Origin of the sequence: Ruegeria atlantica, from assembly GCF_947495585.1 — a bacterium.
GTDB lineage: Bacteria > Pseudomonadota > Alphaproteobacteria > Rhodobacterales > Rhodobacteraceae > Ruegeria > Ruegeria atlantica_G.
The window spans coordinates 106,423-119,948 of record NZ_CANLZK010000001.1; the positions used below are offsets into that span (position 1 = coordinate 106,423).

Sequence of the window (13,526 nt, forward strand, 5' to 3'; positions counted from 1 at the left end):
GGGCGATATCAGACAAAACTTGATTTAGATCTGGCGTCCGCGGCCTGGGAGGAGCCAGCTATGAACCTGAGACCTGACCCGACTTTTCACGCCACACCGAGACTTGCTATGGAGGCACCGGCGGAAACGCTCGCCTTCACATTGATGCTCAGTCCCGACGGCTCACGGCCGGATGGCCTGGCCGTTGTGGATGTTGACCCGAAATCGAAGACCTACAGTCAGATCGTCCATCAGCTTATCATGCCCAACAAGGGTGACGAGTTTCACCACTTTGGCTGGAACGCGTGCTCTTCTGCACTTTCGCCCCTGACAGGGCATGCATTTCTGGAACGCAGGTATCTGATTGTACCGGGAATCCGATCCTCGCGCATCTACGTGATCGACGTTAAGGAACCCCTGAAGGCGAAGATTCACAAGATCATCGAACCCGAAGAGGTGTTCGCCAAAACGGGCTATTCCCGTCCGCACACAATCCACTGCGGTCCCGAAGGAATTTATGTTTCTACGCTCGGCGGCGGCGGTGCCGATGGCACGGATGGCCCTCCGGGCATTTTCATCATGGACTGCGAAACGTTTGATATCCTTGGCCGCTACGAGATGGACCGAGGTGAACAGGACAAGCATTATGATTTCTGGTGGAACCTTCCGCGCGACTACATGGTGAGTTCTGAATGGGGGCTGCCGCCACAGTTTGAAAACGGGATCGTGGCCGAGGATTTGCTGTCCAACAAATACGGCCACAAGATCCATTTCTGGAACCTGCGCGAACGCCGCAACGTCCAAACCATTGATCTGGGTGCGAACCACCAGATGGCTTTGGAAATCCGGCCCGCTCATGATCCGGCAAAGGATTATGGTTTTTGCGGCGTCGTCGTGGACACAACAAACCTGCAGGGCGCAATTTTCACATGGTGGCAGAAGGATGACGGAACGTTCGAGGCTAAAAAGACGATCACGATTGATCCGCGACCTGCGAAGGCTGAGAACCTTCCACCCCTGTTGCAGGGATTTGAGGCCGTACCCCCATTGGTCACCGACATCGACCTGAGCCTGGACGACAAGTACCTCTACGTCGCCTGTTGGGGTCAGGGAGAAATGCATCAGTATTATGTTTCTGACCCGATGAACCCCAAGCTGACTGGCAAGGTCGAGCTTGGCGGGATTGCACGCGGGGCGAAACACCCGAACGGCAAGGATTTTGTTTACGGCCCCCAAATGGTTGAGATCAGCCGGGACGGCAAACGAGTCTACTGGACTAACTCGCTCTATTCGACGTGGGATGATCAGTTTTACCCAGACGATGAGGGCGGGCAAATGGTCATGGCCAATGTCGGAGAAAACGGTAGTCTGGAACTGGACAAGGATTTCTATGTCGAGTTCCCAAAAGGCTATCGTAGCCACCAGATTCGTCTGGAAGGCGGGGACTGCTCAACAGATAGCTTCTGCTACCCGTCGGTCTGACGCGTGAACGGATTAGACACGGCAACAGCCCTGTGGTGGGCTGTTGTCGCTTCGGGCATTTATCACGGGGTCAATCCGGGTATGGGTTGGCCCCTGGCAGTGTCTGCGGCGCTGATGGACAAAAACCGCAACAGCCTGTTCAGGGCGTTGATCGCGCTGGCGGCCGGGCATCTTGTGGCGATGGGCGCCATTCTGTTTCCCTTTACCGCCCTGCTGTTTCTGGCCGAATGGCAGCGTGAGATTCAGATCTTCGCGGCCTTTCTCGTGATCGGACTGGGTGTCTATCTGTTGCTCAACCGGCGTCACCCGCGGATCCTTGCGCGGGTACCTCCGTCGCGGCTTGCGCTTTGGTCGTTTTTGGCAGCGATGGCACATGGTGCGGGCCTGATGTTGGTTCCAATCTATCTCGGAATCTGTCGCACGACAGCCATTGACGCTGGCCATGCAGCGGCTGCTGATCTGATGACCGGAAACGCCAAAATCGCTATTGGTGTCGCCTTAGCCCACACCTTGGCCATGGCATTCTCAGGCGGCTTGTTTGCGTTCGGAGTGTATCATTGGCTGGGTCTGCGATTTCTCTCAAAAGGGTGGTTCAACTTGGACGTTGTTTGGGCGCTGAGCTTGATCCTTGTGGGGTCGATTTCGCTTCTGTTTGTTCATTCTGCTGGCTAACATGAATGCCGGGCCGAATAGGCCGCGGAGCCGTAGTTTGGTTCGTACCGCAGCGAACGGTTGCTTTGTCCGCAATGTAGACATTCGCTACGACTGATCGAATGACGACTTTGTGCCCGAAACAGACGTCCTCGCGCCGTGCCTATCTCACCTAAAGTACGAGTACTTTCGCTACAAGTTATCGCTCCGCCAAAAGGTATGGTCTGAAGTCCGGTGACTGCTCAAGGTCGCGAACGGCATAGTCAGAGGAAAGGGCAGCTGAACCGGCCTAGCTGAGACTGGTTCGAATTTGTCTGACAGCACCGCCACTCATTCCTGTCTCACTTCAGTTGTGTTTTCTGATCCGGAATTGTGGCGCAATTTCCGAGCGTTTCCTTGACGCGAACTCATTTAGTTGAGGAAATCTTCACCCAATTTACTTGCCACGTCGACCACACGGTTATCGTCAGTGTGAATTGAGTTCGCGGGATTGCACCCTCCAAGTTCAGCCTTAGGAGAGGTCATCCAAAAAGCTCGTTGCCAGGGCGTCATATCGGCCGGCAGCGCCTTTAACACAGTTTCCATCAAAGGAAGCGGAGTTCCGTCTTCTGCGAACTGGAAAGATGGGTACGCGTCGATGCCTTCATATGGGACAGAAAAGACCTTTCCGGTCCTCTTCCAGATCTCACCTATTCGCGTGATTTGCCAGGAACCTTTCTTCCACTGCGCATGTACAGATCCATTGTCCAGCAACGGATATTTCCGGGCAAACTCATCTTTGCGGATGTCATCGTCCGCGCAAAACGGTTCTTCGAATTTGGTAAAATACATCTTCTAACCAACAACACTTGTTGAAACACCCCAGCCCAATGCATTTGCTACTGGGCGCAATCCCAACAACGCTGCCGTTGCCGTCACTACGGGGTTGCTGCAGACCCTCACAAGGGATGAACTGGCGGGCGTTGTCGCGCACGAACTTGCACATATCAAGAACCATGACACTGCGATTATGACCGTAACTGCCACGTTCGCGGGTGCAATTACGATGCCAGCAAACTTCGCACTGTTTTTTGGTGGAAGACGGGACAGTGCCGTTGGTCTAGTGGGGACCATTGCGCTGATGATCTTGGCGCCATTGGCTGCGGGTTTGGTCCAAATGGCCATTAGTCGGACAAGGGAATACGCCGCCGATCGCGTTGGCGCCGAGATTTGCGGTCAACCTTTGGCATTGGCGTCTGCCCTCGAACGTATTCAGCAAGGCGCTGCAAGCATCGACAACGACGCTGCAGAGCGAAATCCAGCAACCGCACATATGTTCATCATCAATCCACTTCATTTGCACTCACGTGACAAGCTGTTTTCAACTCACCCGTCGACGGCAAATCGGATAGCTGCGTTGCGAATGCTAGCCCAGCAGTCGAACGCAGCCGACGGAAACAGCAATCCTCGAAGCACAAAACCATCATCCAGGGCTGGCCCTTGGGGGTGAAGGTCGCATGCAGGAACTGTTTCTAATGGGGCTTGTCAGAAGAAGTCATCTTGAAGCGGACAGGGCTTTTTCTAGCCTTCGCCACAAACAAACGCTCTCCTTTGACGTAATTCAAAACCAGCCTCGAGATTAATCGTTTGATGGCACCCGGCGTTCTTTTTGATCTGAACGAACGTTCAGGCGTTGTTGTCTGGCTGGGAGGATTGACCTCAAGTGGGAACGCGACCCACCTCTGGCATCGTTTCGGCATGCACACGGTCTCGGATAAGCGCGAATATTCTGAGGTCCGGCAGGGTTGTTGATGTGAATGAAATAGCATCAGTGCTGCGCAGGCCCTGAAGCACTACGTCGACCAGAAGCAATTCCGGTTGCGTTCGGTCAAGGACTTGCTTTGCTGTTCTCAAATTGTAGGCATGCCAACAATTTCAACGCCTTCTGGGTGGGTCAACAGTTCTTGGACAGTCGCGCGAGCTTCGTCCGGCGCGACAAAAATCATATGAACTGAAACCATCGTTCCGAACTCCTGATTGTCGCTGTGAGCGAGGTTTTGGGTATGCGGTTTCATGGTGACCGATCGCAAAGCGGTTGGGCCGCTGATTGAAGTTCATAAGGTGGGAGAAGTGGTTTTGAACGCCCGCGAATGAGCGTGCGCCCAATTAGCAAGGATACACTGCCCAAGGCCAATCCCAAGACGAGAGCATTGGCAAAGAAGACGCCGCCAAACAGGGATGCGGCGATGTTTCCGGGCTGCTGAACAGCCGTACCCGTCACGATTGCCAACCAGTCATACAGATAAAGCGCGAACAGAACAGACAGGCCCACAGGCGTAACGATGAGTGCTGTTCCAAGGCAGATCAAACCGCGGCCAAGTAAGGCTCGTGGCGTCAGTCCTTTGAGCACGAAGGCAGCTATGGCCGCAAAAATGCCGAGAGCGAAGACTAAGTCCACTGGAAAGGCCAGGTCACCCAAGACAGAGCGTGCGACGGCCGAGATGAGAGGCAACAGGATGAAAGTGACGAACCCTGCGGCAAGAAATCCGGAGAATGTTTCAGGCAAAGAGCGCGAAAACAAAAATTTACCGCGTTCTTTTTGATGAATTGGAATAAGCCCGGCCGGAGAAACCTGACCGAACTGTGCTGACAGTTTGATTGGACGAGATGGCATCATGGCCCCGAGTTTTGTTGATGGTACGGCGGCTCAATTGGCCGCTTATGCCCCTGAATTTGGTGAGCCAGCGTTTTGTTTCTTTTGGCACCTAGTCAAATTCTTGTGGAAGTTGGACAAGTTGAGTTGGAAGGGTTGATTAGAGCGTTTGGCCGAACGCGGGACGGTGACGGTTGACCTGCTCGCACCGCGACACTGTCGGCCATGGGGCCTGTTGAACCTCTGTCGCGCGCGTGTTGTATTGGAATATGGCCGATGGGTATCGATAGATGTGCTGATTTCGAAACCCGATAGTTGCAAGCTACTAAAAACTGAGCGGCCCGTCCCTAAATCGGAAGGGTTAGATTTTCCACCTGCATGTCAGGTCAAACCGACGGATCCACCGTGATATCAGGAGAGCACATGTCTGCTTTTGATCAAACTGCTTCGTCTTTCACCAAAGCCTCGGATTTGCTGGTCGCAGCGCTCGAGGCGGAGGGCGTTGAGTATATTTTCGCCGTCCCAGGTGAGGAAAACCTGGATGTGCTGGAGTCTTTGAGAACGTCCAAGATTGAGCTTGTCCTGACCCGTCACGAACAGGGCGCAGCGTTCATGGCGGCAACATATGGGCGTTTGACAGGAAAAGCCGGCGTCTGCATGGCAACACTGGGTCCCGGTGCCACAAATTTTGCCACACCCGCCGCCTATGCGCATTTGGGTGGGATGCCGCTGGTTATGATCACGGGCCAAAAGCCGATCAAAAAATCGAAGCAGGGCCAGTTTCAGATCATTGATGTGGTGGGTTTGTTCGACCCGATTTGCAAGATGTCTAAGCAGATTGTGCACGGCAACACCATCCCCTCGTTGATCCGCGAAGCGTTTCGCGTCGCGCAAGAGGAACGTCCCGGCGCCGTTCTGTTGGAACTTCCCGAGGATATAGCGGCCGAAGATACCACCGAGCCGGTCCTGCAACCTCATCCGCGCTACTACGCCGTGGCTGGTGACACAGTTCTGAATGAGGCGGCTGAGATGATCCGCTCGGCTAAAATGCCTCTGCTTTTGTTGGGGGCAGGTGCCAACCGAAAGCATGCTCGCAGCGCACTCAGCCAGTTTGTTAATGACACGCAGATTCCGTTCTTTGACACGCAGATGGGCAAAGGCGTAGTGGACGAGCGGTCCGATCTATTTTTAGGGACTGCAGCGTTGTCCGACGGGGACTACTTGCACTGCGCCATCGAAAGGGCCGATCTGATCATCAACGTGGGCCATGACGTGGTGGAGAAACCTCCTTTCTTTATGAAAGAAGGCGGGACCAAGGTTATCCATGTGAACTACAAGGCGGCGCAAGTTGACCAAGTCTATTTCCCGCAAGTCGAGGTTGTCGGCGATCTGGCGCAATCCATCGAACGGTTGGGCGATAAGCTTGGTGGCCCACTGGATTTTGACCGCAGCTATTTTGAGAGGGTCAAGCAGGAAACCGACGTGCACATCTCGGCAGGAGCAGATGATCCGCGTTTTCCAGTTATCCCGCAGCGCTTTGTTGCCGATACGCGCAAAGTCATGCGTGACTGCGATATCATCGCATTGGACAATGGCATCTATAAAATATGGTACGCGCGAAACTATCAGGCCTACCAGCCCAATACAGTCCTGCTGGATAACGCACTGGCCACGATGGGAGCTGGCCTTCCCTCAGCCATGATGGCGGCCAAACTCTATCCTGACCGACGCGTAATGGCGATATGTGGCGACGGCGGCTTTATGATGAACAGTCAGGAAGTTGAAACGGCCGTTCGCTTGGGCCTCAATCTGGTTGTGACGGTGCTGAACGACAGCTCGTACGGGATGATCCGCTGGAAACAGTCTCACGCTGGGTTTGAAGATTGGGGGCTGGAGTTCAAAAACCCTGATTTTGTGCAATATGCCAGAAGCTATGGTGCGACCGGCCACCGGGTAGAGCGAACTAAGGATCTGGTCCCCACCTTTGAACAAGCGTTTGCTGCAGGTGGCGTCCATTTGATCGATGTTCCTGTCGATTACAGCGAAAACCAACGGGTACTGATCGATGAACTGGCCGAAAAAGTCTGTCTAATCTGGTCAGTTTTTCCAAAGTTGGTCAGAGCAACTTGGCTCGAGGTTGGCGGGGCGGAATGTGACCGCTCGTTTCTTTACATCGTCGACTAGTTAAGCTCATGGCATTGTCAGAAGAAACTCGCTTGAGCTGAGCAGGGTGGTTTCGTAGCTTCGCGGAATAACAAAACGCTCGCCCTTCCGCTACTTCAAAACCAGCCCTGAGACCATCCGCCTGACGGTGATGATGTACGTTCGGTTTCCACGGTCACTTCGCAACGTCGAAGACCTGCTGCATGAGCGTGGCATTGAGATTAGTCATGAAACCGTTCGGGTCTGGTGGAACCGGTTTGGCCCGATGTTTGTCGCCGAGATCCGTAGAAATCGTGCAAGCCGAATCTGTGCATATTCAAATTGGCATTGGCATCTGAATGAGGCCTTTGTGAAGATTAATGGCGAAACTCAATACCTTTGGCGGGCCGTAGATCACGAAGGTGAAGTGATGGAAAGCTATGTCACCAGGCGCCGTGACCGCAAAGCGGCATTGAAATTCCTCAGAAAATCAATGAAGCGCTACGGCCAACCTGAAGTCATCGTGACGGACAAGTTGCGATCTTATGGCGCTGCGATGAAGGTCATCGGCAACGCGCCAAAGCAGGAAACCGGTCGCGGGCTCAACAATAGAGCGGAGAATTCTCACCTGCCGTTTCGACGACGAGAACGCGCCATGCTCCGCTTCAGACAAATGCGATGTCTGCAGAAATTCCCCTCAGTCCACTTTTCAGTTCACAACCATTTCGACCAAGGGCAATATCTCACCAGCAAAGACAAATTCAACATTCACGCCTCTATCTGCATTTTCCAGATCAAGAGTCAAAGGCGTACCTATTGCTCCAAGCCAAGGAGTTGCCGCCAAGAGGGGCTGAATTCCTTTGGTACTGAGTGGTTTTCAAAAACTATCATTTTTTGCAATTTGTGCGTAGATTTCAGATTACAATATTCGAAAGCGTGCGAACAAGCGCTCTGTATCTGGGAGAGTGAATTTGAAGACAACAGTAGTGCTATTTGCGTTGTCTGCTTCGGTGTTTTTGCCTGCGCAAAAGGTGCAAGCTGCAGAGGGAGGCATCGAGACCTACCTTCTTGGAAGCCGCGACAGTATGTCGGGCATCCTTCCGCCTCCCGGAACATATCTAAATAATGATTTCGTGTATTTCAGTGGCACCGCTCCCAGTATGGCTTCGGGTGGTGTGGTCGTGACCGACCCTGATGTCGAAGTGTTTACCTATAAATTCAATTTCACACATGTTTTTAACGCGCAGTGGGGCAATGCGCGATTGGGTCTCAATTTCAATTTGCCCTACGTTTCGGCAAACGGGCAGTATTCTGGCGACCTCAGCTCGGGGTTTTCCGGAACCCTCAACGATGACGGCGAACATGCCTTTGGTGATATCGTTCTTTCGCCTCTCTTCAACTGGAGCAAAGGCAAGTTACACACAACATTGGCCTTACAGTTCTTTCTGCCCACTGGCCACTATCAGACGACGCAAATCAACGTCGCAAACCGGTCGATTGACGCCCTGAATGCCGGAAAAAACCGATTTGCATTTGACCCAACCCTGTCAATGACCTGGTTCGACCCGACCACGGGATGGGAGTATTCAGGATCGTTTGGCGTCACCTTCAGCGCCGAGAACGACGCAACCGACTATCAGACCGCGCCCGAGGCGCATTTTGAAGGCACGGTCATGCGGCATTTACCCAACAAGCTTGCCCTTGGTGTGACCGGCTATGCGTATCATCAAATTGGCGATGACAGCGGCAGCGGGGCGGATGGGATCAAACAATTGCTTGGCGCTGATAGTTTGGAGGCCAGCGTTTGTGGGCTGGGCCCGATCGTCACCTGGTCAACCCAGGTTGGCCAGACTCCGATTTCAATCAAGGCAAAGTACATCAAGGAGTTTGGGGCCAAACGTAGATTTGAAAGCGACAAGGTCTGGGTGACCGTTGGATTGGTGTTCTGATGAGGTGTGTTTCGTCTATTGTCCTGATGGCTGTCATTCCGGCCTCTGCGATTGCACAGCAGGACAATCAGACATTGGCCAGCCAAGCCAGCGACCCGACCGCGTCCTTGATGTCGTTTCAACTGCAGAATTTCTATTCACCTTCCTTGCACAATGCGAACGGGGCACTGAACGTTACCCAGTTTCGCGCCGCCATTCCGTTTCAGTTGGGGGGGATCAGTAACATTGCCCGCCTGACACTTCCCTCGGTTACGTATAACTCAAATGGCGAAACCGGGATTGGCGATGCCACCCTATTCAATCTGGCAGCCTTTGACCGTTCGTGGGGCCGTTATGGGATCGGTGTCGTGGCCCTGCTGCCAACGGGTGCTGATGGTGTCAGCGCCGAAAAATGGGGGTTGGGGCCAGCGCTTGGTTTCGTGGCACGGCCCAAATGGGGGCTTGCAGGGCTATTCAATCAGAACATCTTGACTGTAGCTGGCGACAACACGCGACCGGACGTTAACATTTCGACTTTGCGACCCATCGTCAGCTACACGCTTGATCAGGGCTGGTCGGTCGGCACATCTGACATGACTGTCGTATACGATTGGGACCGATCAGAATTCACCAGCGTGCCGCTTGGGCTGAAAGTCTCGAAGTTGAGCAAACTCGGCGGTGTCCCGGTTCAGTGGCAGCTGAGCTATGAGCGTAATTTCTATGATACCGGCACCGGGCCACAAGACACGATTGGCCTGACAGCAAAGCTGTTGGTGCCGAAAAGACGATGGGCGGATATTTGAACGAAAGGGTTTGAGATGACCATGCATTTGACTCTGGCAACTGCACTTGCGGTGTCACTTACGTTACCCGCGCTGGCGCAGGATACGGCCTCGGCTGACAACGCGGCTGGTGACCTCAAGGGGCAGCCTTATTCTCCCAATGCCAACCGGGGATTTCCGACCAGGGTCCTGTTCGGTGATACGCATGTCCATTCGGCATTGTCGGCGGACGCAGGTGGCGGCGGCACGACTTTGATGCCGCGAGATATGTACCGGTTCGCCCGGGGCGAACAGGTGACGTCGAACACCGGGCAACCCGTCAAGCTTGAGCGTCCTTTCGACTTTTACATGCTGACTGAACACACCGATGGCATGGGGGTGATTACTGACATCAAAAAAGGTGCGCCAAATATCATGGCGGACACACAGGGCAAGAAGTTTCACGAAGCGTTCGCAAAGGGCGGTGACGAGGCCAAACAGGCCAGCATCGACCTGATCGCGCAATTCAGTCAGGGCACGTTGAGCCAGGCGTTGCTGTATCAACCCGGGATGCCAGGCTATGACAATACCTGGCGCGATCTGGTACAGGCCGCAGAAGAATTCAACGACCCGCATGTCTTTACTGCGATGATCGCTTATGAATGGACCTCGTTGACCGAAGGCAATAACCTGCATCGCAATGTCATTTTTCGCGATGGACCTGAGAGGGCGCTGCAAGTTGTTCCATTCCTGATGGCGCCTCCAAAGGGCAGCCCGGATCCCCGCGATTTGTGGAAATGGATGCAAAGCTATGAGGACAAGACCGGAGGGGACGTGCTTGCTATTCCGCACAATCCGAACCTCAGCAACGGCATCATGTTTGCGCTGAATGACACGTTGAACAACAACGCGCCTTTTGACCGAGAGTATCTGCAAACCCGGCAGCAATGGGAAAAACTGGTTGAAATTGGCCAGACTAAAGGAGACAGCGAAACCCATCCGATGCTGTCCCCGACAGATGAGTTTGCAGAATACGAACGGTGGGATTGGGCCAATCTGGATGTCTCCGAAGCCAAAACGCCTGAGATGCTCGCCACGGAAATGGTGCGCAATACGCTAAAAAATGGTCTGGCTTTTGATCAATCCGATGGGATCAACCCCTTCAAGCTGGGCTTTGTGGGTGGTTCGGATATCCACACCGGGCTGACCACGCAGCTCGACAACAACTTCTTTGGCGCATTCACTTGGATGGAGCCGTCAAAAACCCGCGCCACCTCGGTGGCCAAAGGGAATGCGGATTTGGGAATTTCCTATAAGGGTTGGCAATATGCCACTCCGGGTCCGACGGCCGTCTGGGCCACTGAAAACACCCGGGCGGGTATCTTTGACGCGATGGAACGGCGCGAGGTCTATGCGACCACGGGCCCACGCATCACAGTGCGGTTCTTCGGCGGAGACTTCGTAGCCGACGACATCAAACACCGCGAGTTGGCCCGGATCGGCTATTCCAAGGGTGTCCCGATGGGGGGCGATCTGGCGGGTAGCGATGCACCGTCTTTCCTTGTTTACGCCCTGCGTGATCCGATTGGCGCTAACCTGGACCGCATCCAGATTGTCAAGGGCTGGGTTGATGCAAACGGCGAGACCCATGAAAAAATCCACGACGTGGTTTGGGCCGGTGATCGCACGCCCGGTGATGACGGTAAATTACCACCCGTCGGAAATACCGTCGATCTGAGCATCCCAAGCTGGACCAATGATATTGGCCGGGCTGAACTGGGTACCGTGTGGACTGATCCGGAGTTCGACCCCTCGCAGCACGCATTCTACTATGCCCGTGTTATCGAAATCCCGACGCCACGCTGGACCGCCTATGATGCGGTTCGCTTTGATGTCGACATGCCCGATGAAGTCAAGATGATCACGCAAGAGCGCGCCTACACCTCGCCAATTTGGTACACACCTGAAGGATGAAGCCGATGAAAACACTTATTATTGCGACATCCACCTTGGCGCTTTCGACTATGGCGTTGGCGGAACCCAACCCAATGCGTAACGCATACTTTGGCGAGACCCATATGCATACGGCACTGTCGCTGGATGCATATATCGGTGGTGCACGACTGATGCCGTCTGACAGCCTGCGCTTTGCCAAGGGCGAGTCAGTCTTGGTAAATGGACGTCACAAACAATTGTCGCGCCCGCTCGATTTTGCAGCGGTCAGCGATCACGTGGAATATTTGGGCGAGATGTATTCGACGATATTCCCCGAGGCACCAGGATACGAGCAAGAAGATCTGCAACAACTACGCAGCTTGGAAACGCTGAAAGACAAACAGGATTGGTTCTACAAGTACGTCATCGCCAACAATCGCGGTGAAAATCCTACCCACCCACCTTTCTATCAGGGGCCTGAGACCACCAAATCCGGTTGGCAGATCATCATCGATGCCGCCGAGGAACACAATGATCCGGGCAGTTTTACCGCCTTGATTGCCTTTGAATGGTCCGCAGCGCCGAACGGTGGCAACATGCATCGCAACGTGATCTTCCGCGATAGCGTGGTCCCGGACCTTCCGATGTCCAGCTATGATTCCAACAAGGTCGAAGACCTCTGGGACTGGCTGCAAAACGCGCAAGACAACGGATCAACACTTTTGGCGATCCCGCATAATTCGAATGCGTCGAAGCAGCAGATGTTTCCCGAACTCAACAGTTTTGGCGAAGCACCGGACAAGGACTGGGCCAGCACCCGGCAGGCTTGGGAGCCTCTGATCGAAATGATGCAGATCAAGGGTAATTCTGAAGTACACGAAGCATTCTGGCAGGCGGATGAGTTCGCCGGTTTCGAAAACGCAAATTCCATCCAGAAAAACTCAAACCGGTATTTCCACAAGCGCGACTTTGTGCGCGAAGGGTTGAAACTGGGACTGGCGGCCCAACAGGAGTTGGGCGTAAATCCCTACAAATACGGGTTCATCGGCGGCACTGACAACCACAATGGCCTGATGTCGGATGTGGCCGAAGGCGACTTTATCGGTGGTCACGGTCCCGAAGATGGTAGTGTTGATCGACGTCGCACGGGTGGGGTTGGCGGCTGGATCGACGGGATCGACCTTTCGATTGGTTCACTTGCTGGTGTCTGGGCCGAAGAAAACACCCGAGCCTCGATCTGGGACGCGATGAAACGACGTGAAACTTTCGCTACATCCGGGCCTCGGGTCAAAGTGCGGATGTTCGGTGGCTCGGACCTTGCGGACAATCCGACCGATCCCGTTGCAATGGTGGAAGATGGCTATGAAAACGGCGTACCGATGGGTGGTGATTTGATTGGAGACAAAGCGCCCACTTTCAACGTATATGCGCAAAAAGACCCGGACGGCGCCAATCTGGATCGCATCCAGATCATCAAGGGCTGGGTCGACGCAACGGGCGAGATCCACGAAGAGATCATCGACGTGGCCTGGTCCGGCGATCGCGAGATCGCCGCAGATGGCAAACTTCCTTCGGTGGGCAATACTGTCGATCAGAAAACTGCACTGTATACGAACGACATTGGCGCCCCAACATTGATGGGCAGTTGGACTGACACCGGTTTCGACCCAGAGCAAGGCGCGTTCTATTATGCACGTGCTATCGAGATTCCAACACCAAGGTGGTCGACCTATGATGCCGTTCGTTCTGGCCTTCCTTTGTTGGAAGAAGTCCCCGCTACGATTCAGGAACGCGCCTGGGGCTCGCCGATCTGGTATTCACCCGCCGGGTAAAGGCGCTTCTTGAACCTCGGAAAATTCCGCGTATGAAAAATGCGCAACAGGCGCAATGCACCGGTAATTCTATATCGTGAAGAAGTGGACCGGCGGTGAGGCAGACAACGTTCCTAGTTCGCAACTTACGGCGGCATTGTCCGGAGGGCTGTCATTCCCGATATTTCGCTGATCGCCAGCACCG

At 54.1% G+C, this 13,526-nt stretch carries 9 protein-coding genes and 2 pseudogenes; 9 read left to right on the forward strand and 2 right to left on the reverse strand.

Translation table 11 applies throughout. The features are described 5' to 3' along the window. Positions 1 to 60 precede the first annotated feature (60 nt). Positions 61 to 1,461 (forward strand): selenium-binding protein SBP56-related protein, encoded by a 1,401-nt coding sequence (locus tag QMP16_RS00530; protein WP_282150829.1) that lies wholly within the window; start codon positions 61 to 63, stop codon positions 1,459 to 1,461. Positions 1,462 to 1,464: 3 nt separating this feature from the next. Next, positions 1,465 to 2,133 (forward strand): hypothetical protein, encoded by a 669-nt coding sequence (locus tag QMP16_RS00535; protein WP_282150830.1) that lies wholly within the window; start codon positions 1,465 to 1,467, stop codon positions 2,131 to 2,133. A gap of 390 nt (positions 2,134 to 2,523) precedes the next feature. Here the strand turns inward: QMP16_RS00535 and QMP16_RS00540 are convergent, their stop codons facing one another. Further along, on the reverse strand, positions 2,524 to 2,943 hold the full coding sequence (locus QMP16_RS00540) for a hypothetical protein (protein ID WP_282150831.1): 420 nt from the start codon (positions 2,941 to 2,943) through the stop codon (positions 2,524 to 2,526). 16 nt (positions 2,944 to 2,959) lie between these two features. Here QMP16_RS00540 and QMP16_RS00545 point away from each other — a divergent pair. Further along, positions 2,960 to 3,601: pseudogene (locus QMP16_RS00545) on the forward strand (M48 family metalloprotease); the annotation flags it as partial. A 561-nt stretch (positions 3,602 to 4,162) separates the two neighbouring features. On the opposite strand, the gene QMP16_RS00550 reads toward QMP16_RS00545, so the two are convergent. Then, a complete protein-coding gene (locus QMP16_RS00550) occupies positions 4,163 to 4,765 on the reverse strand; it encodes a hypothetical protein (protein WP_282150832.1) in 603 nt (200 codons plus the stop codon). Between the two features lie 402 nt (positions 4,766 to 5,167). On the opposite strand from QMP16_RS00550, the gene QMP16_RS00555 reads away from it, so the two are divergent. The 6 genes and pseudogenes from QMP16_RS00555 to QMP16_RS00580 all read left to right on the forward strand — a co-directional run bounded on the left by QMP16_RS00555 (position 5,168) and on the right by QMP16_RS00580 (position 13,342). Continuing rightward, the gene (locus QMP16_RS00555; RefSeq protein ID WP_282150833.1) at positions 5,168 to 6,928 is read left to right on the forward strand and encodes an acetolactate synthase large subunit; all 1,761 of its coding nucleotides are present in this window, start codon (positions 5,168 to 5,170) and stop codon (positions 6,926 to 6,928) included. Between the two features lie 67 nt (positions 6,929 to 6,995). After that, positions 6,996 to 7,673, forward strand: a pseudogene (locus QMP16_RS00560) (IS6 family transposase); the annotation flags it as partial. Between the two features lie 373 nt (positions 7,674 to 8,046). Continuing rightward, a complete protein-coding gene (locus tag QMP16_RS00565) occupies positions 8,047 to 8,835 on the forward strand; it encodes a SphA family protein (RefSeq protein ID WP_282150834.1) in 789 nt (262 codons plus the stop codon). A gap of 26 nt (positions 8,836 to 8,861) precedes the next feature. Beyond that, entirely contained in the window at positions 8,862 to 9,617 is a 756-nt protein-coding gene (locus QMP16_RS00570) for a hypothetical protein (RefSeq protein WP_282150835.1), read from the forward strand. A 15-nt stretch (positions 9,618 to 9,632) separates the two neighbouring features. Further along, positions 9,633 to 11,549 (forward strand): DUF3604 domain-containing protein, encoded by a 1,917-nt coding sequence (locus tag QMP16_RS00575; protein WP_282150836.1) that lies wholly within the window; start codon positions 9,633 to 9,635, stop codon positions 11,547 to 11,549. 5 nt (positions 11,550 to 11,554) lie between these two features. After that, on the forward strand, positions 11,555 to 13,342 hold the full coding sequence (locus tag QMP16_RS00580; protein WP_282150837.1) for a DUF3604 domain-containing protein: 1,788 nt from the start codon (positions 11,555 to 11,557) through the stop codon (positions 13,340 to 13,342). Positions 13,343 to 13,526: the final 184 nt, after the last annotated feature.